At 67.2% G+C, this 24,999-nt stretch carries 1 protein-coding gene and 1 pseudogene; both read right to left on the reverse strand.

What is annotated here, in order from left to right; all coding sequences use genetic code 11:
• Window positions 1–676 precede the first annotated feature (676 nt).
• On the reverse strand, window positions 677–12,091 hold the full coding sequence (locus tag ACW9H9_RS02830; protein ID WP_457370520.1) for an amino acid adenylation domain-containing protein: 11,415 nt from the start codon (window positions 12,089–12,091) through the stop codon (window positions 677–679).
• Window positions 12,091–24,999: pseudogene (locus ACW9H9_RS02835) on the reverse strand (amino acid adenylation domain-containing protein); the annotation flags it as partial. The pseudogene ACW9H9_RS02835 and the gene ACW9H9_RS02830, both read right to left, overlap by 1 nt.

The following is a 24,999-nucleotide window of genomic DNA, read 5'->3' on the forward strand; positions in this document are numbered from 1 at the left end:
AGCGGGTCACTTTTGGAAGAGCGCCAAAAGTAACCAAAAGCGCTTCGCCCCACCACTCGGCACCTCGCTGACGCTCGGTGTGCCCGTAGTCCGACATTCAATCGGGGGGCCGCCGCTATCGGCCATCCATGGCCGAGAGCGGCTAAGCCGGCGTCCTGCCGGCTTACCCCCCGATTGAACATCGGCCTACGGCCAGCGTGGTTTAACGGGGCGGCTAAGATCAAAAGCAGATCAAGATCAAGATCAAAAGCAAGGCGGCCTGAATGCCTGGTCTGTACGCAGTGCCTTTGCCCGGCTGAACACGCCGGTTGCCCACACAACAAAACAACTTGAGCCCCCGTCCCCGCTTGGGCCGGCTGCCAGGCCGGCTGCTTTTGATCTTGCTCTGGCTTTACCTGCCCCGTTAACCACGATGGCCGAACGCAGGTATTACGGAGCGGGGAAACCGGCATGGAGGCCGGTTTAGCCGCGCTGGGCCAGGGATGGCCCATCGCGGCGACCCGTGTAGGAATGCCTGCGTTCGGGCACGCCGAGCGTGAGCGAGGCGCCGAGTGGTGGGGCAGGAGCCCTTTGGTTACTTTGGGGCTCTTCCAAAGTGACCCGCTGTAAGAGCGGAACCCTAAGTCGCCGTTACCTAAATAACGGATATGCGCGCTCCCCATTATCCATCCAGGCCTCACGGCTCCACCCCCTCAAGCCACCAGGCCGCCAACCGCCGCACATTCTCCCCCTTGAGCAAGGTGAAGTGATTCCCCGGCCCATACCAAACCTGCAGGTTCTCCACATGCCCTCGCCAGCCTTCGATCATGGCCGTCTGCTCCCGCTGGTTCCCCGACGTGTCCAGCGTCGGGTCATCGGCCAGTACCAACCGCGCCACGCCCGCATACCGTCGCTGCGGGCGATACGCCGTACGCAAAGCCGTGGCATACGTGCGTGACGGCCCGTCCATGGCGTCGGCGCTGGAGCGCTGCGGCAACAGGCCAACGCTCACCATGCCGGCGTGCAGAACGCGCCGCTGGGTCACTTCGTCTTGCGCCACAAACCCCGCACGCTCGATGCCCATGGGTTTGCCCGCCGCCACTTGCATCGATTCGATCAGGCGCATCAGCGCCGCCGAGGTGGTGTAGGGCCTGCCGATCACGGTGTTGCCGCCGGGGGATTCGCTGTCGATCAGGGTCAACGAGGCCACTTCGCGGCCCTGGGCCTGTAAGCGGGTGGCCAGTTCAAACACGATCCAGCCGCCAAACGAATGGCCCACCAGGTGCACCGGGCCTTGCGGGCATTCCTGTTCCAACGCTTGCCAGTAACACTGCACCGCCGCTTCGACCCGGGCATGCGGCACGCCACGGCCGTCCAGGCCACGGGGTTGCAGGCCGTACACCGGCCAGTCGCGGCCCAGGGCGTCGGTCAGGCCGATAAAGCCGGTGACGCTGTCCCCCGCCCCTGGCACGCAGAAGACCGGCGCTTGTCCGGAGAGGCCGCCCTGGATGCGCAGCAGCGGCTGGTGCGGCGCCTCAGACACCTGCGTACACACCGCCAGTGCCTCGCTCATCGCCTGGCCCAATGCGCGGATATGCGGGGCCTGCATCATGCTCTGGTGATCGCCCGGCACTTCAACCTGGCGCAGTTGCCCCGGCGCCAGTGCGGCGTCCCAGCCCAGCGCAAAGCTGCGCACGGACAATTCAGTGGGGCGCTCCTGTGCGCTGAACAGGTGCACCGGCACCGGCATCGGGAACAGGCTGTAGTGCGCCAACGCATGGCCGTGGCCCACTTCGCGCTCAATGAAACTCAGCAGGTCGGCGTCCGACGCCTGCGCCATTTGCGTGTACAGCAGATGCCGATCGCGGCAGCGCTGCAGCAGCCCTGCAAAGTCCAGTTGTCCAATCTGCGCATCCAGTTGCGCAATGCTCGCCAACTCATCCTCACCTCCCTGTGCTGCCCAGTACGCCGAGCATTGCAATAACAAATGCCGCTTGAGTGCGTGCTCACCGCTCCAGCGCGCCTTGCCCTGGTCGGTCATGCGCGGCACGTAGCTGTCGATCAGGCCCAGGAACGCCACGGGCTCGTCCAGCCCCAGCAGTTGCATGGCCACTTCATACGCCAGCACCCCGCCAAACGACCAGCCCGCCAGGCGATACGGCCCGTGCGGCTGCACCGAACGGATAATGCCCACCAACCGCGCCGCCAGCCCTTCCATGGTGTTCAGCTGGGTTTCGCCCAGCGGTACACCGGGTAAGCCATAGATCGGGTAGTCGCCGGGCAGGTGTTGACCGAGCGCCGGGAAGTACACGTCCATGCCGCTGAACTCATGCACCAAAAACAACGGCGGCTCACTGCCACGGGTGCGCACCGGCACCAGCGCGTGATTATGCTCGGGCGCAGCGGTGCGCTGGCTCAGCAACGCCGCGATTCCCGCGACGCTGGCGTGCTCGAACAGCTCTGCCAACGACACGTGCAACCCCGCCTCTTCCAAAAGGTTGACTAGGCGGATCGCCAACAACGAATGCCCGCCCAGTTCAAAGAAGCTGTCATGGCGGCCCACCTGCGCAAGCTTCAGCACCTGCGCCCACAGCCCGGCCAAGGTGTGCTCCAGCGCGTTGGCCGGGGCTTCGAAGGCTCGGCTGGCCAAGGCCTCCAGCGGCGGCACCGGCAAGGCCTTGCGGTCGACCTTGCCGTTGGCGGTCAGCGGCAGGTTCGCCAGCCACACATACGTCGACGGCACCATGTAGTCCGGCAATTGCGCCAGCAAGTGCGCGCGCAGGGTCTCGCTGGCCGTGTCTGCGCCGGTGTAGTACGCCACCAGGCGCTTGTCCCCCGGCTCGTCTTCGCGGGCCAGCACGATGACTTCGTTGAGCCCGGCGCAGGTGGCCAGGCGTGCTTCGATTTCGCCCAGTTCAATGCGAAAGCCGCGGACCTTGACCTGGTCGTCATTACGCCCGATGCACTCCAGCAGGCCATCCGCCGACCAGCGCCCCAAGTCGCCCGTGCGGTACAGCAAGGCGTCTGCCTGTGCGCTGAACGGGTCGCGCACAAATTTTTCGGCCGTCAGCTCAGGGCGGTTCAAATACCCGTTGGCCACCCCGTGCCCGCCAATGCAGATCTCGCCGGTCATGCCCACGGGCACCGGCTGCAAGTGTGCATCCAGCACATGGACCTGGGTGTTGGAGATGGGTCGACCAATCGCCACGCTGTCGGCGTCCTCGGCCACCGCTTGCACCTCAAGTGTGGTGGCGTAGGTGGTGGTTTCCGTCGGCCCGTAGCAATGCACCAGGCGCACGCCCGGTGCGCGGGCCAACAGGCTGCGGAACGCCGCCGGGTCGGCCCGCTCACCGCCGCACAGCAGGATGCGCAACCCGGCCAGGGCGTCGGGAATCAGTTGCACGTACTGGTTGAACAGCGCGGTGGTGACAAACAGCACGCTCGCGCCGCCGTCCTTCAGGGCACGCCCGAACGCGGCCGGTTCCAGCAAGGTGGCGTGGTCGATCACCAGCACTTGGCCGCCGTTGAGCAACGCGCCCCACACGTCCATGGTGCTGGCGTCGAACGCCGGGTTGGAGGCAAACACAACGCGGTCGCGGGCGGTGAAATCGGCGTAACCGTTGTTGATCACCAACCGCAGGATGCCCCGGTGCGGCACCAACACACCTTTGGGCGTGCCGGTGGAGCCGGAGGTGTACATGATGTACGCCACGCCGTCCGACGACTGCGCCCGCTGCGGGTTGTGCGCGGGTTGCGCGTCGAGGACCAGGGTGTCCAGGTCCAGGCTGCGCACCGGGTAACTCACCGACGCGCCGCTGCGGGTCAGCAGCCAGGTGGCGCCGCTGTCTTGCACCATGAAGCCCTGGCGCTCGGCAGGCGCGTTGATGTCCAGCGGCACATAGGCTGCCGCGCACTTGAGAATGGCCAATTGGGCCACCAGCAGGTCGACCGAACGCGGCAGCAGGATCGCCACCGGGTCGCCCGGCTGCACCCCCAGGCCAGACAGGTGATGGGCGAGCTGGTTGGCGCGACGGTTCAATTGGGCGTAGCTCAACGCTTGGGCGCCCTGCACCACGGCCACCGCGTCGGGTTGCCGCTCGACCTGCGCCTCGAACACCTGCTGCACCGTCTGCGCCTGCGGGAATTCACGGGCCGTGGCATTGAAACCCCGAAGCTGCTGACGCTCAGGCGCAGGCAAAATCGGCAGTTGGCCGATGTGCGCTTCGCCGCCCTGTTCAAGCGCCTGCACCACCTGCTCCAGGGCCACGTTGAGGTAATCGCACAGGCGCTGGGCGCCCGGCCCCATGGCGTCCAGGGCAAAGTCCTCGCCCAGGTCATCCACGCTCAGCGACCAACCGTAGTTGGTGCGCTCCTGGGCCTTGAGCAGTTGCATGCCCTGCCAGGCTTCGGACACGCCGCCGCCCTGCGGCGCACTGTGGCGGTAGTTGAACAGCACATTGAACAGCGGCGTGGTCGCGGGCAACCCGCTGCAACGCTGGGCCAGCGCCAACGGCGCGTGCTCGTGGCCGAGCAATTGGGTGAGGCGCTGATGGGTAGCCAGCAGCGCCGCCTGCACGCTGTGCGCGCCCAGGTCGACGCGCAGCGGCAGGGTATTGATAAACACCCCCAGCGCCCGCTCGGCGCCCTCGCCGCCCTGCATCCGGCCCAGCAACACCGTGCCGAACACCACCTGCTCGCGCCCCGACACCTTGCCCAGTACCTGCGCCCATGCCAGATGCATCAGGCTCGCCGCGCTCACGCCGCGCTCGCGGGCCTGGCTGCGCAGGCGTCGGCTCAACAGGGGGTCAAGGGCCAGGCGCGCATGTTGTACTTCGCCGATCCCGGCGAACGGCTCGCTCGGTTCGTCGATGTCACCGAGCATCTCGCGGAAAAACGCCGCGTGTTCGTCTTCGCCCATCCCCAGGCGGGTCTGGGCCACATAGTTGCGATACGGCACCGCCGCCGCCAACTGCTCGCGGCGCGAAAGCAAGCAGGCCTGCATCTCGTGTTGCAGCACGTCCAGCGCGACGTGGTCCATCACCAGGTGATGGAACAGCAACAGCGCCACCACCCGCTCGTTGGCCGGGTCCGCGGCGTACACCAGGCGCATCAGCGGCGCCTGGCCCAGGTCCAGGCGGCAGTCTTCAAACGCGTGCTGCAACTGCTCCAGTACCTCTCCCGCCCCGGTGTCGACGGCCTCGACGCGCAGCGATGCCTGGCGCCAGACCACTTGCACTGGCTCCTCAAGCCCCTCCCAGTGCATGGACGAGCGCAAGATGTCATGCCGCTCGATCACCGCCTGCAACGCCTGTGCAAACGCCTGGAGGCGTTCGATACCGGCAAACGCAAACTGCGCCCGCAGCAGGTAGGCATCGCCCTGCTGTACCGCGCGATAGTGGTAAAGAATGCCCGCCTGCAACGGCGCCAGCGGGTAGATGTCCTGCACGTTCGCCGCACCGCCGGGAATGCTCGCGACGATGCGGTCGATGGCCGCTTGCTCCAGGCTCACCAGCGGCAACAGGTCCGGGGTGATGTGCGTGCAGTCGGCGGCGATGCGATTGGCCGGCACCGCCACTTCGCGTCCACCGCCCACCGCCGCGGCCAGTGCGGCCAGGGTTGGCTGGCCGAACAGCACTTTCACATCCGCCGACAACCCGGCGCGGCGCATGCGCCCGATCAGGCTGGCGGCGAGCAAGGAGTGCCCGCCCAGTTCAAAGAAGTTGTCGTGACGGCCCACGCGCGCAACCTTGAGCAGCTCGGCCCACAGGCCCGCCAGCAGGGTTTCGGTGTCACCGACTGGCGCTGCGTATTCACGCACGATCACCGCCTCCAGGCCCGGGGCGGGCAAGGCCTTGCGGTCGAGCTTGCCGTTGGGGCTCAGCGGCAGTGCGTCCAAATGCACGAACAACGCGGGCACCATGAACTCCGGCAAGTGTTGCAGCAGGTGCTGGCGCAGGTGGTCGATCTCGCTCGGGGTGCCGGTGTAGTAGGCCACCAGGCGGTCGTCACGGGCGATGACCGCCGCTTCGTTGACCGCTGCACACTCGATCAGCCGCGCCTGAATCTCGCCCAGCTCGATGCGCAGGCCACGGATCTTCACCTGGTCGTCGTTACGCCCCAGGTACTCGATGTTGCCGTCGGGCAGGAAGCGCCCGACGTCGCCAGTGCGGTACATCCGCCCGCCTGTGAACGGGTCCTTGAGGAAACGTTCGGCGGTCAGGTCCGGGCGATTCAGGTAACCACGGGCGACCTGTACGCCGCCGATGAACAGCTCACCCACCACGCCCAGCGGCACCGGCTGCATCTGCGCATCCAGCACGTACATACGGGTGTTGGCGATGGCCTTGCCGATCGGCGTGTTGTCCGGCGTCACCGGCCCGGTGCAGTCCCAGGCGGTCACGTCCACCGCCGCCTCGGTAGGGCCGTAAAGGTTGAACAGGCCGCTGCCCGGCAATTGCTGCTTGAAGCGCCGCACCACGCTGCCCGGCAGGGCTTCACCGCTGCACATCACGCGCACCAGCCCGGCGGCCTGGCTCACATCGCCATGGGCCAGGAACACATCGAGCATCGACGGTACAAAGTGCAACGTGGTGACGCGCTCGGCCGCGATGATTTCACACAGGTATTCGGGCTCCTTGTGCCCACCGGGGCGGGCCATGACCAGGCGGGCGCCGGTGAACAGCGGCCAGAAAAACTCCCACACCGACACGTCAAAGCTGAACGGGGTTTTCTGCAACACCGTGTCCTGCGCGGTGAGGCCGTACTCGTCCTGCATCCACAACAGGCGGTTGACCACACCGGCATGTTCGTTGATCACGCCCTTGGGCTGGCCGGTGGAGCCGGAGGTGTAGATCACGTAGGCCTGATGGCGCGCGGTCAAGCCCGGCACTTGCGGGTTGCTCGCGGGTTGATGCTGCCAGGTGACCTGGTCCAGGTCCACCACCGGCACCGTCACATCGCCCAGCAGTGCCCGTGTGGAACCCTGTACCAACAGCGCCGCCGGGGCGCTGTCTTGCAGCATATAGGCCAGGCGCTCCTGCGGGTAGGCCGGGTCCAGTGGCACGTAACCACCGCCCGCCTTGAGGATGGCGAACAGGCCAATCACCATGTCCAGCCCGCGCTCGACACAGATCGCCACGCGCGCGTCGGGCTGTACGCCCAGCTCGCGCAGGTGGTGGGCCAACTGGTTGGCCCGGGTGTTCAACTCGGCGTAGGTCAGCTGCGCCTCGCCCGCCTTGACCGCCACGGCATGGGGGGTGCGCCGTACCTGGTCTTCAAACAGGCCGTGCAGGGTCTGGTCGAGGTTGTAGCCGACGTCGGTGGCGTTGAACCCCACCAGCACGTGCTCGCGCTCCAGCGCGTCCAGCAACGGCACGTGCGCAAGCACCGCCTGATCGTTGTCGACCATGGCCTGCAACACGCGCACGAAGTAGCCGACATACCGGCGCAGGGTCGACTCATCAAACAACGCGATCGCGTATTCCAGATGGCCGCGAATGCCGTCGCGGCTTTCGCCCAGGTTCAGCGACAGGTCGAACTTGGCAAAGTGGCTCGGCTCGGCCACGCCCTCCAGGGTCAGGTCGCCCAGCGCCAGCGCGGGCGCGTCGCTGTCCTGCCAGGTCAGCAGGGTCTGGAACACCGGGCTGTGGGCCAGGCTGCGCACCGGCCGGGTGATTTCCACCACTTGCTCGAACGGCAGGTCCTGATGGGCCTGCGCCGCCAGCGTCAGCGCCTTGACCCGCGCCAGCAGCGCTTCGCTGCTCAGCTCGCCCGAGGTGTCGATGCGCACCGCCAGGGTGTTGACGAACAGGCCGATCAGCCCTTCGACCTCCACGCGTTGACGGTTGGCCACCGGCGAGCCGATCACCACGTCTTCCTGCCCGGCCAGGCGCGCCAGCAGCGAGGCCCAGGCCGTCATCATCACCATGTACAGCGTGCTGCCGTGGCGTTGACTCAAGGCTTTTAGCCCGGCGGTCAGGCGTTCATCCAGGTACACCGGCACGGTGCTGCCGGCGTAATCCTGCTCGGCCGGGCGCGGGCGGTCGGTGGGCAGCATCAGCAAGGCCGGGGCCCCGGCCAACGCGTCTTGCCAGAACTGGCTCTGGCGCTGCAACACCTCCCCGCTCAACCAACGGCGCTGCCACACGGCAAAGTCGCCGTACTGGATCGCCAGCGGCGCCAAGGGGTCGGGCTGGCCCTGGCTGAACGCTTGGTACAGCGCCATCAGCTCACGGGTGAGCACGCCCATCGACCAGCCGTCAGACACGATGTGGTGCAGGGTCAACAGCAGCACATGGTGATCGTCAGCCATCACCACCAGACGCCCGCGCAGCAGCGGGCCGCGCTGCAAGTCGAACGGCGCCGAGGCCTCACCTTGAATCAGCGCGTCGAGCACTTGCTGCGCCTGCGGGTGCTGACGCAGGTCCTGCACTTGCAGGGCCAGTACGTTTTGCGGGGCGACAATCAGCACATGGGCATCGTCGCCGTCCTGGTAAAAGCGGCTGCGCAGTGTTTCATGCCGCGCCACGATGCGCGCCAGCGCCCGCTGCAAGGCCTCGACGTGCAGCTGCCCACGCAGGCGCAGGCCGATGGGGATGTTGTAGGCGGTGTTGGCGCCTTCCATCAAGGCCAGGAACCACAGGCGCTGCTGGGCAAACGACAGCGGCTGCGGCTCGCCGCGTGGGGCGGGCAGTATGTCCGGCAAGGTGCTGCGCCCGGCCTGGGCCAGTACGTGGGCGACGGCGGCCAGTTCGGCATTGGCGAACAGCTCGCTCAAGGCCAGGTCCACCCCCAGGCGCTGGCGCACCTGGGACACCATGCGCATGGCCAGCAACGAGTGCCCGCCCAGTTCAAAGAAATGATCCTGGCGCCCGACCCGCTCCACCTGCAGCACATCGCTCCAGATCTGCGCCAGCACGCTTTCGATCTCGCCCTGGGGCGCCTCGTATTCACGGGTGAACACCGCCGCCAGGTCGGGCTTGGGCAAGGCCTTGCGGTCGAGCTTGCCGTTGGCGGTCAGCGGCAGCGCGTCGAGCTTCACGTACGCCACCGGCACCATGTAGTCCGGCAGGTGCGCCACCAGGTCGGCGCGCAGCTCGCCCACGTCCAGCGCGTCCCACTGCGGCTGCTGGATGAAATAAGCCACCAGCCGGGGTTGGCCGGGCTGGTCTTCGCGGGCCAGCACCACGGCTTCCTGCACGCCGGGAATCTGGTTGAGGCGCGCCTCGATTTCACCCAGTTCGATGCGCACGCCACGGATCTTGACCTGATCGTCATTGCGCCCCAGGTACTCCAGGGTGCCGTCGGCCAACCAGCGCACCAGGTCGCCGGTGCGGTACAGGCGGCCCGGGTTGAAGGGGTCGTCCAGGAAGCGTTCGGCGGTCAGGTCCGGGCGGTTCAGGTAGCCGCGCGCCACGCCCTTGCCGCCCACATACAGCTCGCCCGCCACGCCCAGCGGCACCGGGCGCTGCTGGTCGTCGAGCACGTACACCGTCGCGTTGGCCATGGGCCGGCCGATGTGCAGCACCTGGCCCGCCTCGACCCGGCCCGAGGTGGCCACCACCGTGGCTTCGGTGGGGCCGTAGTTATTGATCACCTCAAAGCGCTGGGCACGGGTGAACTGGCGCAGGCGGTCGCCGCCGATCAGCAGCGTGCGCAGGGTCGGGTGCTCAATGTTCTGGCTGAACGCGTATTCGGCCACCGGGGTGGGCAAAAAGCACACGTCCAACGGCTGCGCGCACCACCAGGCCAGCAGCGCGTCGATGTCTTCGGCGCCGTCGTGGGCGGGCGGCAGGTGCAGGGTCGCACCGGCGCACAGCGCGGGCCACACTTCCCAGGCCATGGCGTCAAAGCCAAAGCCTGCAACGCTGGCGGTGTGGCGCCCGGCGCACAGGTCAAAGGCGCGGCAGTGCCAGTCCACCAGGTTGGCCACGGTGTGGTGCTCCACCATCACCCCTTTGGGCAGGCCGGTGGAGCCAGAGGTGTAGATCACATACGCCAGGTGCTGCGGGGTCACGGCCACCTGCGGGTTGGCCGCCGAGTGGTGCTGCCAGGTGTAGCGGTCCAGCTGGATCACCGGCACGTCCAGTGCTGGCAGGCGTTCCAGCAGGTCCTGCTGGGTGAGCACCGCCACCGGAGCGCTGTCGGTGAGCAGGTAGTTCAGGCGCTCGGCGGGGTGCGCCGGGTCGACTGGCACGTAGCAGGCGCCGGACTTCAGGATGGCCAACAGGCCCGCCAGGGTGTCGAGCCCGCGCCGGGCAACGATGGCCACGCGGTCGTCGGGTTTGACCCCCAGCGCCAGCAGGTGATGGGCCAGCAGGTTGGCCTGCTGGTTCAGTTCGGCGTACGTCAGTTGACGGCCCTGGGACACCGCCGCGACAGCGTCCGGCGTCTGCTCGGCGCGGGCTTCGATGCGCCCGTGCAACGTGCTGCCCTGAGGGAACTCGGCCTGGCTGGCGTTGAGCGCGTACAACAGGTGCTGTTGCTCGGCGGCCGGCAGGATCGACACCTGCTCAAGCGCGGTGTCCGGCGTTTGCTCAAGGGCCGTCACCAGGTTTTCCAGGGCGGTGTGCAGGTAGTCGCAGACGCGCTGCGGGTCGACCTGGTCGCTGGCCAACAAGCTCAGGCCGAAGTCTTCACCCAGGTCGTCCACGCTCAGGGTCAGCGGGTAGTTGGTGCGTTCCTCCGAGCGCAGCGCGGCGATCCCCTGCCACGCCGACACGGCTTCGGCGCTGGCGCGCGAGGCGCTGTGCCGGTAGTTGAGCAGCGCACTGAACAGCGGCGTGGGCGCCGCCACCCCGCTGCAGCGCTGGGCCAAGGCCAGCGCGGCGTGTTCATGGCGCAGCAAGGTGGTCAGGCGGGCATGGGTGGCCTTGACGCCAGCGCGCACCTCCTGCGCCCCCAGCGTGACCCGAAACGGCAAGGTGTTGATGAAAATCCCCAAGGCGCGGTCAGTGTCGTGGCTGCCTTGCATGCGCCCCATCAACACCGTGCCGAACACCACGTGCTCCTTACCGGCCAACACCCCCAACACCCGGCCCCAGGCCAGGTGGAACAGGCTGGCGGTGCTCACACTCGCCTGCCGGGCCTGCCCGCGCAAGCGGCGGCTCAAGGCGCTGTCGAGGGTCAGGTTGAGCTCGCGGATACCGCGTGCGTCGCCCTGCACATCCTGCAAGCCGAACGGCAGCGTCGGCTCGGTGATGTCCCCCAGCATCTGGCGGAAGAAACCTTCGTGCTCCGCCTCGCTGATGCCCAGCCGGGCCTGCGCCACGTAGTTGCGAAACGGCACGGCCTGCCCCAGCGCGTGTGCGTGGCCGAGCAGGCAGGCCTGCATTTCGTGGCACACCACCTCCAGCGCGCTGTGGTCCAGGGCCATGTGGTGAAACAACAGGGTGGCGACAATGCGCCCATTGGCCGGGTCATCGGCACGCACCAGGCGCAGCAGCGGCGCCCGGGTCACGTCGAGGCGGTAGTGGCAGGGGTCGAACAACTCCTGCAACTGCGCGGCGATGTCACCGTCGGCCGGGTCCAGGTCCAGCGCCTCGACCGGCAGGCGGGCTTCGCGCCAGACCACCTGCGACGGTTCTTCCAGGCCTTCCCACACAATGCCGGTGCGCAGGATGTCGTGACGGTCCATCACGGTTTGCAGCGCCTGGGCAAACCCCTCGAAACGCTCGAGGCTGTCAAACGCGAATTGCGACTGCATCACGTAGGGGTCGCCCTGACCGGCGCTGGCGTGGTGGTACAGGATGCCTTCCTGCAACGGCGCCAGCGGGTAGATGTCCTGCACATTGACGGCGCCGCCGTCCACGGTCGCCACAATGTGGTCGATGGACATCTGGCTCAAGTTCGACAAGGTGAGCATGGCCGGGGTGATCTGGCGCGTACCGGGCACGATACCGTTGGCCGGCACCTGCAGCTTGCCGGCCGGGGTGGCCGTGTAGTCACCGGCCTTGATCAACGCGATCAGCGCCGGTTTGTGCTCACGCAGCGAGGCCAGCAAGGCCGGTTCGGTCAGCGCCTGTTTGTTGCCTTGCACCGCGAGTTGATCGCCCTTGAGCGCCAGTTGCACGTCCTTGGACTTGAGTGTCGCCAACAGTTCGGTGAGGGTCACAACACGATCTCCATTCGTTCGGTAATTGCGGCAAAACCGGCCAGGGTCGGCTCTTCGAACAGCCCCCGCACATCGGCTTCCATGCCTTCCTGACTCAAGCGCCCGATCAAGCTGACGGCCAGCAACGAGTGCCCGCCCAGCTCGAAGAAATTGTCAAAGCGCCCTACCCGCTCCACGTTCAATAGCTCGGCCCACAGCTGCGCCAGCAGGATCTCGGTGTCGCCCACCGGTGCCACGTATTCACGCACCACACCCGCGTCCAGGCCCGGCGCAGGCAGTGCCTTGCGGTCGAGCTTGCCGTTGGGGCTCAGCGGCAGCGCCTCCAGGTGCACGAACAGCGCGGGCACCATGAAGTCCGGCAGGCGCGCCAAGAGGTGCGCACGCAAGTGTTCGATGTCGGCCTGGGGGCCGGTGTAGTACGCCACCAGGCGTTCGTCGCGGGCGATGACCGCCGCTTCCTTGACCTGCGGGTATTCGGTGAGGCGCGCCTGGATCTCGCCCAGCTCGATGCGCAGGCCACGGATCTTCACCTGGTCATCGTTGCGCCCCAGGTATTCGATATTGCCGTCGGGCAGGTAGCGCCCGACGTCGCCGGTGCGGTACAGCCGCCCGCCTGTGAACGGGTCCTTGAGGAAACGTTCTGCGGTCAGTTCCGGGCGGTTCAGGTAACCCCGGGCCACTTGCACGCCACCGATGAACAGCTCGCCCACCACGCCCAGCGGCACCGGCTGCATCTGCGCATCCAGCACGTACATGCGGGTGTTGGCAATCGGCTTGCCGATCGGGGTGTTGTCGGGCACGTCCGGGCGCGAGCAGTTCCAGGCGGTCACGTCCACCGCCGCTTCGGTAGGGCCGTACAGGTTGTACAGGCCGATACCCGGCAATTGCTGCTTGAAGCGCCGTACCAGGCTGCCCGGCAAGGCTTCGCCGCTGCACATCACACGCAGCAGCCCGGCCGCCTGGCTCACGTCGCCGTGGGCCAGGAACACGTCGAGCATCGAGGGCACAAAGTGCAGCGTGGTGACCTGTTCGGCGGCGATGACCTGGCAGAGGTAGGCCGGGTCCTTGTGCCCACCGGGGCGCGCCATCACCAGGCGGGCGCCGGTGAACAGCGGCCAGAAGAACTCCCACACCGACACATCAAAGCTGAACGGGGTCTTCTGCAACACCGTGTCCTGCGCAGTGAGGCCGTATGCGTCCTGCATCCACAGCAGGCGGTTGACTACGCCAGCGTGTTCGTTGATCACCCCCTTGGGCTGGCCGGTGGAGCCAGAGGTGTAGATCACGTAGGCCTGATGCTGCGCGGTGAGGTCCGCCACCTGGGGGTTGGTGACGGGTTGTTGTGGCCAGTCGGGCTGGTCCAGGTCCAGCACCGGCACGCCGATGTCACCCAGCAGCGCCCGGGTCGAACCCTGTACCAGCACCGCCGCGGGGGCGCTGTCTTGCAGCATGTAGGCCAGCCGCTCCTGCGGGTAGGCCGGGTCCAGCGGCACGTAGCCGCCGCCCGCCTTGAGGATGGCGAACAGGCCGACGACCATGTCCAGCCCGCGCTCGACGCAGATCGCCACGCGCGCATCCGGCTGTACGCCCAGCGCGCGCAGGTGATGGGCCAACTGGTTGGCCCGCACGTTCAGTTCGTTGTAGCTCAACTGGGCCTCGCCCGCTTTCACCGCCACCGCATCCGGGGTGCGCAGGACCTGGGCTTCAAACAGACCGTGCAAGGTCTGGTCGAGCGGGTAATCCACCGCCGTGGCGTTGAAGTCGAACAGCACCTGCTGGCGCTCCTCGGCGCCCAGGATCGACACGCGATTGAGCGCCTGTTGAGGCGCCTGCTCCAACGCCTGCACCAACCCGGCCAAGGCCGTTTGCAGGTAGCCGCACACCCGCTGCGCGCCCACCTGGGCCCGGGTGAGCACGGCAACGTCGTAGCCATCGCCCAGGTCATCGATGTTCAAGGTCAGCGGGTAGTTGGTGCGCCCGTCGGCGGCCAGGGTCTGCATGCCTTCCCAGGCTTGCTGTGCTTCTTGGGCGCGGGTGGCGCTGCCCCGGTGGCGATAGTTGAGCATCGAGCTGAACAACGGCGACGGCGCGGCCACCCCGCTGCAACGCTGGGCCAACGCCAGGGACGCGTGTTCATGCCCCAGCAACGCCGTAAGCCGGGCATGGGTGGTGCGCACCGCGGCACGCGCGCCTTGCTCGCCCACGTCCAGGCGCAGCGGCAAGGTGTTGATGAACACCCCCAGCGCCCGGTCGGCCCCCTCGCCCGCTTGCATGCGGCCCACCAGCACGGTGCCGAACACCACGCTGGACTTGCCCGCCGTGGCGGCCAGCACCTGGCCCCACGCCAGGTGGAACAGGCTTGCGCTGCTCACCCCCAGCAGCCGGGCCTGGGCACGCAGGCGCCGGTTCAGGTCGGCGTCCAGGTGCAGGCTGTGTTCTTCGATATCGCTGCCGTCACCCTGCACATCGTGTAGGCCGAAGGGCAGCGTGGGTTCGTCGACATCGCCGAGCATCTCGCAAAAGAACCCTTCGTGCTCCTGCTCGCTGATGCCCAGGCGGGCCTGGGCCACGTAGTTGCGGTAAGGCATCGGCGTGGGTAGCGGCTCGCGATGGCCCAGCAGGTAGCCCTGCATTTCGCGCAGCACCACGTCAAACGCGGTGTGGTCCAGCGCGATGTGGTGGTACAGGAGCACCACGACCACACGCTGGTTGGCCGGGTCTTGGGCGTACATCAGGCGAATCAGCGGCGCCTGGCTGATGTCCACGCGATAACGGCGCGGGTCGAAGCGCTCATGCAGGGCGGCCAAGACGTCGCCGTGCAGTTGCACCTCTTCAACCTGCAACCGGGCCTTGCGCCACACCACTTGCAGCGGTTGGGTCAGGCCTTCCCAGACCACGCCCGTGCGCAGGATGTCGTGACGGTCCACCACCTGCTGCAAGGCCTGGGCAAAGCGCTCCAGGCGCTCGACGCTGTCAAAGGCCAGGTGGGTTTGCAGCAGGTAGGGGTCGCCCTGCTCGGCGGTGATGTAGTGGTAAAGAATGCCTTCTTGCAACGGCGCCAGCGGGTAGATGTCCTGCACGTTGGCCGCGCCGCCGGGAACCTTGGCCACCACCTGGTCAATGGTCGCCTGAGTCAGCGTCACCAGGGGCAGCATGTCCGGGGTGATGCGTGTGCACGCGGCGGCAATGCCGTTGGCGGGCACCACCACTTCGCGCCCGCTGCCCACCGCTGCGGCCAGGGCGGCCAGGGTCGGCTGGCTGAACAGCACGCGCACGTCGGCGCTCAAGCCGGCCTGGCGCATGCGTTCGATCAGGCTTACGGCGAGCAACGAGTGCCCGCCCAGTTCAAAGAAGTGGTCGTGACGGCCCACCTGCTCCACCTGCAACACCTCGGCCCAGATCCGCGCCAGGGTGGTTTCCACCTCGCCTTCGGGCGCCTGGTACTCGCGGCTGAGCAAGGCGGCCGCGTCTGGCGCGGGCAGCGCCTTGCGGTCCAGTTTGCCGTTGGCGGTCAGGGGCCACTGGGCAAGCTTCACATAGGCCACCGGCACCATCGCATCGGGGAGCTGGCCTTGCAGCTCGGCGCGCAGGTTTTCGATGTCCAGCGTGTGGTGCTCGGTGAACCAGGCCACCAAACGCCCGTCGCGCACCAGCACCACGGCCTCCTTGACGCCGTCGAGGGCGGCCAGGCGGGTTTCGATCTCGCCCAGTTCGATGCGCACGCCGCGGATCTTCACCTGGTCGTCGTTACGCCCCAGGTACTCCAGGTTGCCGTCGCCAAGCCAGCGCGCCAGGTCGCCGGTGCGGTACAGGCGGCCGGGGTGGAACGGGTCATCGAGGAAACGCTCGGCCGTCAGGTCCGCACGGTTCAGGTAACCGCGCGCCACGCCGCTGCCGCCTACGTACAACTCCCCGCAAACGCCGACCGGCACCGGGCGCAGTTGCGCATCCAGCAGGTACACGCGGGCGTTGGCCATGGGTTGGCCGATGTGCAGCGGCTGCCCGGCGTGCATGCGGCCCGAGGTCGCGACCACGGTGGCCTCGGTGGGGCCATAGTTGTTGATCACCTGGAAGCGTTGCTCCTGGGTGAACTGGCGCAGACGGTCACCACCGATCAGCAGGGTGTGCAGGGTGGGGTGTTGCGGCGCCTGGCTGAACGCGTATTCGGCCACCGGCGTGGGCAAGAAGCTCACGACCAGCGGCTGTGCGCGCCACCAGTTCAGCAATTCATCGATGTTCTCGTTGCCCACCGCGGCGGGTGGCAGGTGCAGCGTGGCGCCCACGCACAGCGCCGGCCAGACTTCCCAGGCCATCGCATCAAACCCGAAACCGGCCACGCTGCTGGTGTGGCTGGCCGCGTGCTGGTGGAAGGCTTCGTTGTGCCAGTGCACCAGGTTTTCCACGGTGTGGTGTTCCACCATCACACCCTTGGGCTGGCCGGTGGAGCCGGAGGTGTAGATGACGTAGGCGAGGTTCGCCGGGGTCAGGCCGCTGACCACCGGGTTGGTGGCCTCGGCATACTCGCCGTGCAGGTCGATGGCGTCCACGCCCACCAGCAAGTCACGGGTGCTCGCCTCGGCCAGCACCGCCACCGGGGCACTGTCGTGCAGCAGGTAGGCGATGCGCTCGGCGGGGTACACCGGGTCCACCGGCACGTAGGCGGCGCCGGCCTTGAGAATCGCCAGCAGGCCGGCAAGCATCTGCGGGCCGCGACGGCAGCAGATCACCACGCGGTCGTCGGGTTTCACGCCGCGTTGCAACAGGTGCTGGGCCAACTGGTTGGCGCGGCGGTTGAGTTGGCTGTAGGTCAGTGACTGGCCGTCCTGCACCACGGCGATGGCCTGCGGTTGGGCCTCGGCGCGGGCTTCGAACAGGCCATGCACGGTGTGGCCCTGCGGGTACGCACGAGCAGTGCCCGCACGCAGCAAGGCCTCCCGCTCGGCCAGCGGCAGAATCGCCAGTTGGTTCAGCGCCTGCTCCGGCGCTTGCTCCAGGGCCTGGATCAACTGCTCGACGGCGCTGTGCATGTAGGTGCAGATGCGCTGCGCGCCGATCTGCTCCACCGCCAACACGGTGAACCCGAACCCTTCGCCCAGGTCATCCACGCTCAGGGTCAGCGGGTAGTTGCTGCGCTCTTCGCCGCCCAGCAACTGCACGCCTTGCCAAATGCCCTGGCCGTCACGCGCCATTTCAGCGGGGGTGCTGTGGCGGTAATTGAGCAAGGCGCTGAACAACGGCGTGCCCGCAGCCACACCGCTGCAGCGCTGGGCCAGGGCCAGCGAGGCATGTTCATGCCCCAGCAAGGCACTGAGCTGTTTGTGGGTGGCCTTGACCCCGGCGCGCACCCCGTGGGTGCCCAGCTCGACCCGCAACGGCAAGGTGTTGATGAACATGCCCAGCGCCCGGTCGGCGCCGTCGCCCGCCTGCATGCGGCCCATCAGCACGGTGCCGAACACCACGTCATCGCGGTTCGACACCAGCCCCAGCACCTGGGCCCACGCCAGGTGCATCAGGCTGGCGGCGCTCACGCCCAGTTGGCGCGCCTGTTCACGCACCCGAGCGGCCAGCGCCGGGTCCAGTGGCTGTTCGGCTTCTTGGATGTCGCGCCCGTCGCCCTGCACGTTTTGCAAGCCGAACGGCAGCGTGGGTTCATCGACCTCGGCCAGCATCTGGCGAAAGAACGCTTCGTGCTCTTGGGTACTCACGCCCAGGCGCGCCTGGGCCACGTAGGTGCGAAACGGCGCGGCGGCCGGCAACTGCGCGTGCTCGTCCAGCAAGAATGCGCGCATTTCCTGGCCCACCACTTCCATCGCCGTGTGGTCCAGCGCCAGGTGGTGGAACAACAGGATCGCCACCACCCGCTGGTGCTGCGGGTCTTGGGCATAGACCATACGCAGCAGCGGGCCCTGGGTGATGTCGAGGCGGTAGTGACGGGCGTCGAAACGCGCGTGCAACTGGCCGAGGATGTCACCATCAGCCGGGTCCAGCGGCACGTGCTGCACCACCAGTTCGGCCTCACGCCACACCACTTGCACCGGCTGGTCCAGGCCTTCCCAGACCACGCCCGTGCGCAGGATATCGTGACGGGCCACCACCTGTTGCAGCGCGCCCATGAACGCGTGCAGGCGCTCGGTGCTGTCAAACGCCATGCGCGATTGCAGCAGGTACGGGTCGCCCTGTTCGGCGCTGAGGTGGTGGTAAAGAATGCCTTCCTGCAACGGCGCCAGCGGGTAGATGTCCTGCACGTTCGCCGCGCCGCCCGGCACGCTGGCAACGATGCGGTCGATGGCCGGCTGGTCGAGTTGCACCAGGGTCAGCATCAACGGCGTGATGTGCCGGCAGCCCGCCGGGATGCCATTGGCCGGTACGCGGATTTCACGCCCGCTGCCCACCGCAGCCGCCAGCGCCGCCAGGCTTGGCTGGTTGAACAGCACCCGCACATCGGCGCTCAAGCCCGCCTGACGCATGCGCTCGATCAGGCTCACCGCCAACAGGGAATGCCCGCCCAACTCAAAGAAATGATCATGGCGCCCTACCCGCTCAAGCTTGAGCAGGTCTTGCCAGATCTGCGCCAGCAGGGTTTCCACCTCGCCTTCGGGCGCCTCGAAACCGCGGCTGAGCAACGCGCTGTGGTCCGGCACCGGCAGGCCCTTGCGGTCGAGCTTGCCATTGGCGGTCAACGGCAGCAGTTCCAGCCACATATACGCGCTGGGCACCATGTAGTCCGGCAACTGGCCTTGCAGGTGCGCACGCAGGGCTTGGGCGTCCAGCGGCGTGGCGGCGGTGTAGTAGGCCACCAGGCGCTTGTCGCCGGGTTCGTCTTCGCGGGCCAGCACCACGGTGTCCTTGATGCCTGTGTAGGTGGCCAGGGCGGTTTCGATTTCGCCGGGTTCGATACGGAAACCACGGATTTTCAACTGATGGTCGTTGCGCCCCTGGTACAGCAAGGTGCCGTCGGCCTGCCAGTTGGCCAGGTCGCCGGTGCGGTACAGCAGGCCGTCACCGAACGGGTCGACGATGAATTTTTCGGCGGTCAGTTGCGGCTGGTTCAAGTACCCCTTGGCCACGCCCGCGCCGCCGATGTACAGCTCACCGACCACGCCCAGCGCCACCGGCTGCTGGCGCGCATCGAGCACATAGGCCCGCGCATTGCCGATAGGGCCACCAATGGGAATGCTGCCCTCGCCCACCGCCTTGATTTCAAAGGTGGTGGAGAACGTGGTGGCTTCGGTGGGGCCGTAGCCGTTGAGCAAGTGCTGGGGCGCGCCGTGTTGCAGTACGCGGCTGATGACCTGCGGGTCGAGCACGTCGCCGCCCACGATCAGGTAACGCAACTGGCGCAGCACCGGCATCATCGCGTCGGCGTACTGGTGGAACAGGCCTGCGGTCATCCACAACACGCTGACGGACTGCTCCTGCAACAGGGTGGCAAACGCCGCCTGGGACAACAGCGTGGCGTGGTCGACCACCACCACGCAGCCGCCGTTGAGCAACGGTGCCCACACGTCCAGGGTGCTGGCGTCGAACGCCGGGTTGGAGGCAAAGGCCACGCGGTCGCGGAAGTTGAACTCGGCGTAGCCGTTGTTGAGCACCAGGCGGCTCACCGCCCGGTGCGGCACCTGCACGCCTTTGGGCGCGCCGGTGGAACCGGAGGTGTACATGATGTAGGCCACCGCTTCGCTGGACTGGGCCAACTGCGGGTTGAACGAGGTTTGCGCGTCCAGGTTCAACGCCGTCAGGTCGCGCAGCACCAGCCGGGCGTGGCTGTCTTGCACCATGAAGGCCTGGCGTTCGGCAGGCGCGTTGATGTCCAGCGGCACGTAGACCGCCGCACACTTGAGAATCGCCAGCTGGCTGACCAACAGTTCCATGGAGCGCGGCAAGGCAATCGCCACGCTGTCCCCCGGTTTCACACCGTGGTCGATCAGGTAATGGGCCAGGCGGTTAGCGCGGCGGTTGAGGTCGTGGTAGCTCAGGGAGTCGCGGCCATGCACCACCGCCACCGCGTCCGGCGTGGCCTGCGCGCGGGCTTCAAACAGCTGGTGCAGGGTTTTGTCCGCCGGGTAGTCGCGGGCGGTGGCGTTGAATTCGACCAGCAGTTGGTGGCGCTCGGCCGCTGGCACGATCGACACGCTGTGCAGCGCGGTGGTCGGCGCCTGTTGCAGCGCACTCACCAGGTTGCGCAAGGCGGTGAGCATGTAATGGCCCACGCGCTGCACGTCCACTTCGGCCACGCCTTGTACGGTCAGGGCAAAGCCTTCGCCCAGGTCATCGACGTTGAGCACCAGCGGGTAGTTACTGCGCTCTTCGGAGCTGAGGATCTGGATACCGGCGCCCGCGAACGGGCTGTCGCCCGGTGCTTCGCCCGGCGCGCTGTGGCGGTAGTTGAGCAAGGTGCTGAACAGCGGCAACGCGCCCGACACCCCGCTGCATCGCTGGGCCAGCGACAAGGAGGCATGTTCGTGCCCCAGCAATTGCGCCAGCCGCGCATGGGTGGCGCGCACCCCGGCCTGCACGCCCATGGCGCCCACGTTGACCCGCAGCGGCAAGGTATTGATAAACATGCCCAGCGCGCGGTCGGCGCCCTCACCGGCCTGCATGCGGCCCAGCAGAACGGTGCCGAACACCACGTCTTCCTGCCCCGACACCTGGCCCAGTACATGGGCCCAGGCCAGGTGCACCAGGCTGGCGGTGCTCACGCCCAGTTGCCGCGCTTGCTCGCGCAGGGCCAGGCTCAGGGACGGCTCCAGCGGCAGGTGCGCCTCTTCGACGCCGCTGCCGTCGCGGTTGACGTCCTGCAGCCCAAACGCCAGGGTCGGTTCGTCGATGTCCTTGAGCATGTCGCTGAAGAACGCTTCGTGTTGCGCCTGGCTCACCCCCAGGCGGGCCTGGGCCACGTAGGTGCGGTACTGCACCGCGTCCTGCAAGCGATGGGTGTGCCCGGCAAGGCTGGCGCTCATTTCCTCCACCAGCACCTGCAGTGCGGTGTGGTCCAGCAGCATATGGTGCAGCAGCAACATGCCCACGTAGCGGCCGTTCTGCTCGGCGTAGGCGAAGCGCATCAGCGAGGCGCGGGTCAGGTCCAGGCGGTAGTGACGCGGGTCGAAACGCTGTTGCAACTGCACCAACGCATCGGCTTGCGCGCAGGCGTCAATCCGCTCCACCGCCAGCGGCGCCTGGCGCCACACCACTTGCACCGGCTCGTCGAGGCCTTCCCAGACAATGCCGGTGCGCAGGATGTCATTGCGTTCGATCACGCTTTGCAGCGCATGGATAAAGCCGTCCACCGCCTCCTGGCCGTCAAAGGCGAACTGCACCTGCAATACGTAGGGGTCGCCCTCGGCGGTCGCCAAGTGGTGATACAGGATGCCGGCCTGCAACGGCGCCAGGCCGTAGATGTCTTGCACATTGCCGACACCACCCGGCACGCCTGCGACGACAAGGTCGATGGCCGCCTGGTCGAGGTCGACCAATGGCAGCATGTCAGGGCTGATGTGACGAGTACCGGCGTGGATCAGGTTGACCGGCACCGGCACCTCGCGCTGCCCGCCCACCGCCCCGGCCAGCGCGGCCAGGGTGGGCTGGCCGAACAGCACGCGCACGTCGGCGCTCAGTTCTGCCTGGCGCATGCGCTCGATCAGTTTGACCGCCAGCAGCGAATGGCCACCCAGCTCGAAGAAGTTGTCTTGGCGCCCCACCTGTTCGATGTTCAGCAGGTCTTGCCAAATCGCCGCAATGGCCTGTTCCACCGCGCCTTGCGGCGCCTCGTAACCGCGCCGCGCCAGGGCGTCGGCGTCGGGTGCGGGCAGGGCCTTGCGGTCGAGTTTGCCGTTGGTGGTCAACGGGAAATGGTCCAGCAGGACAAAGGCGGCAGGCACCATGTACTCAGCCAGCGACAGTAGCAGGTGATCACGCATCGCCGCCGCGTCAATCGCCTGGTCGGCAATCACATAGGCCACCAGGCGCTTGTCGCCCGGCGTGTCTTCGCGGGCGATCACGACTGCTTCGCGCACACCGGCGCAGGTGGCCAGGCGCGCTTCGATCTCGCCCAGTTCGATACGGAAACCACGGATTTTCACCTGGTCGTCATTGCGCCCCAGGTATTCGACGCTGCCGTCGGCCAGCAAGCGGCCAAGGTCGCCGGTCTTGTACAGGCGCTGGCCGCTGGCCGGGTCGTCCAGGAACCGCTCGGCGGTCAGTTCGGCGCGGTTCAGGTAACCCCGCGCGACGCCCGCCCCACCCACGTACAGCTCGCCCACCACGCCGTGGGGCACCGGCTCGCGGCGCGGGTCGAGCACGTACAGTTGCAGGTCGGGAATGCGCACGCCAATCGGGCTCACGCCCACCAGGTGTGCGTCGGCCGGTTGCAGCGCGCGGTAGGTCACGTGCACGGTAGTTTCGGTGATGCCGTACATGTTCACCAATTGGGTGCCGCCGTTGGTGACGCGGGCGTACCAGGGTTTGAGAATGCCCGGCTCCAGGGCCTCGCCGCCAAAGATCACCTGGCGCAGCGAGTGCACCTGAGCGCTGCGCGCTTGTGCGGCGATCAGCTGGCGGAACGCGCTGGGCGTCTGGTTGAGGACGCTCACGCCCGCTTCACAGAGCAGCGCGTAGCACTCGTCTGGCGAGCGGCTGACCAGTTGCGGCACCACCAGCAATTGCCCGCCGTGCATCAGTGCGCCCCAGATCTCCCACACGGAAAAGTCGAAGGCAAACGAGTGGAACAGCGCCCAAGTGTCGCTGGCATTGAAGTGAAACCAGTGCTCGGTGGCGCTGAACAGACGCGCGACGTTGCGGTGCTCGATCATCACGCCTTTGGGCAGGCCGGTGGAGCCGGAGGTGTAGATCACGTACGCAAGGTTTGCCGGGGCAAGCGCCACGTCCGGGTTGGTCAGGGGCTGCTGGGGCAAGTGGTCGAGGTCGATAGCGGCCAGCTCACCCACCCGGTGGCGGGTATTGCCTTGCACCAGGACTGCGACGGGTTCGCTGTCGCGCAGGGTGTAGGCGATGCGTTCTTGCGGGTACGCCGGGTCAATCGGCACGTAACCCGCACCGGCCTTGAGGATACCCAACAGGCCGATAATCATTTGCGGGCCACGCTCCACGCAGATCGCCACGCGATCATCGGGGCGCACGCCCTGCGCGAGCAGGTGGTGAGCGACCTGGTTGGCGCGCTCGTTCAGTTCGCGGTAACTCAGGCGCAGGTCTTCATAACGCACGGCGATGGCGTCGGGGCGTTGTGCGGCGTGGGCTTCGACCTGACGGTGGATCAGGGCGTCGTCGGCAAACGACTGCACGGCGGTGTCGAGCAAGTGCGCACGCTCGGCGGCGGGCAGCACGTCAAGGCTGTGCAGCGGCGCGTCCGGCGAATGCTCCAGAGCCTGTGCCAGGCTGTGCAGGGCGGTGTGCAAGTACGCCGCGATCCGCTGGGCGCCGATGGCCGTGTCCACCATGACGGTGAGGGCAAAGTCTTCACCCAGGTCATCGACGTTGACGGTCAGTGGGTAGTTGGTGCGTTCTTCAGCGCCCAGCACCTGGATGCCTTCGGCGATCTCGATGATCGCCGCGGTGTCGCCTGCATCACTGTGACGGTAGTTGAGGATGGCGCTGAACAACGGTGTGGGCGCGGCCACGCCGCTGCAACGCTGCGCCAGCGCCAGCGAGGCGTGCTCGTGGTTGAGCAGCGCGGTGAGGCGTGCATGGGTGGCCTTGACCCCGGCGCGCACGCCTTGCTCGTTGACGTCCACCCGTAGCGGCAGGGTATTGATGAACATGCCCAGCGCCTGGTCGGCGCCCTCCCCGCCGCCCATGCGGCCGAGCATCACGGTGCCAAATACCACGGCTTCGCGGCCAGACACCTTGCCCAGCACCTGGGCCAACGCCAGGTGCATGAGGCTGGCGGGGCTCACGCCCAGCGGGCGCGCCTGGGCGCGCAAGCGGCGGCTCAGGTCGCTGTCCACCGGCAAGCGGATTTCTTCGATGCCATGGCCGTCACCCTGCACATCTTGCAGGCCAAACGGCAGCGTCGGCTCGTCGATGTCCGCCAGCATCTCGCGGAAAAACGCCTCATGCGCCTGCTCGCTGACGCCGTGGCGCACCTGGGCGATGTAATCGCGAAACGGCACAGGCGCACCGGCCTGGTCGGCCCTGCCGCCAAGGTGCAGCTGGATTTCGCGGCGCACCACGTCCAGCGCGGTGTGGTCGAGGATGGTGTGGTGGAACAGCAGCATGGCGACCACGCGTTGGTTGACGCGGTCCTGGCTGAACACCAGGCGCAGCAGCGGTGCCTGGCCCAGGTCCATGCGGTAGTCACGCGCGTCGAAACGCGCCTGCAGTTGGGCCATGGCATCGCCCGCGGCCGGCTCGAACGGTGCTTCTTCGCAGGCCAGCGTTGCCTTGCGCCACACCACTTGCAGCGGTTCGTCGAGGCGGTCCCACACCATGGAGGTGCGCAGGATGTCATGCCGGTCGATGACCCATTGCAGGGCCTGGGCAAAGGTGTCCAGGCGCTCACGGCTGTCAAACACGAACTGCGCGTGCAGCACGTAGGGGTCGCCCTGGTGCGCCGAGAGGTGATGGTAAAGCATGCCCTCCTGAAGCGGCGCCAGGGGGTAGATGTCTTGCACATTCGCGGTCCCGCCGGGAATGCTGGCGACGATGCGGTCGATGGCCGGCTGGTCGAGTGACACCAGCGCCAGCATGTCCGGGGTGATGCGATAGGCCGGGCTCAGCCAGTCGCCGCCGTGGCGCGCAACCAGTTCAAGCAGTTGCGGTTTGTGGGCCACCAGTTGGTCCCACAACGCATCGTCCAGCGCGTCGTCGTCCCCCAGGATGATCAAGTCGCCTGCGTCCATTTGCAGGCGAATCGGGTGGGTGGAAAGAGCTGCCAATAGTTTGCTGAACTGCAT

It is taken from the genome of Pseudomonas sp. SDO5215_S409, from assembly GCF_054071325.1.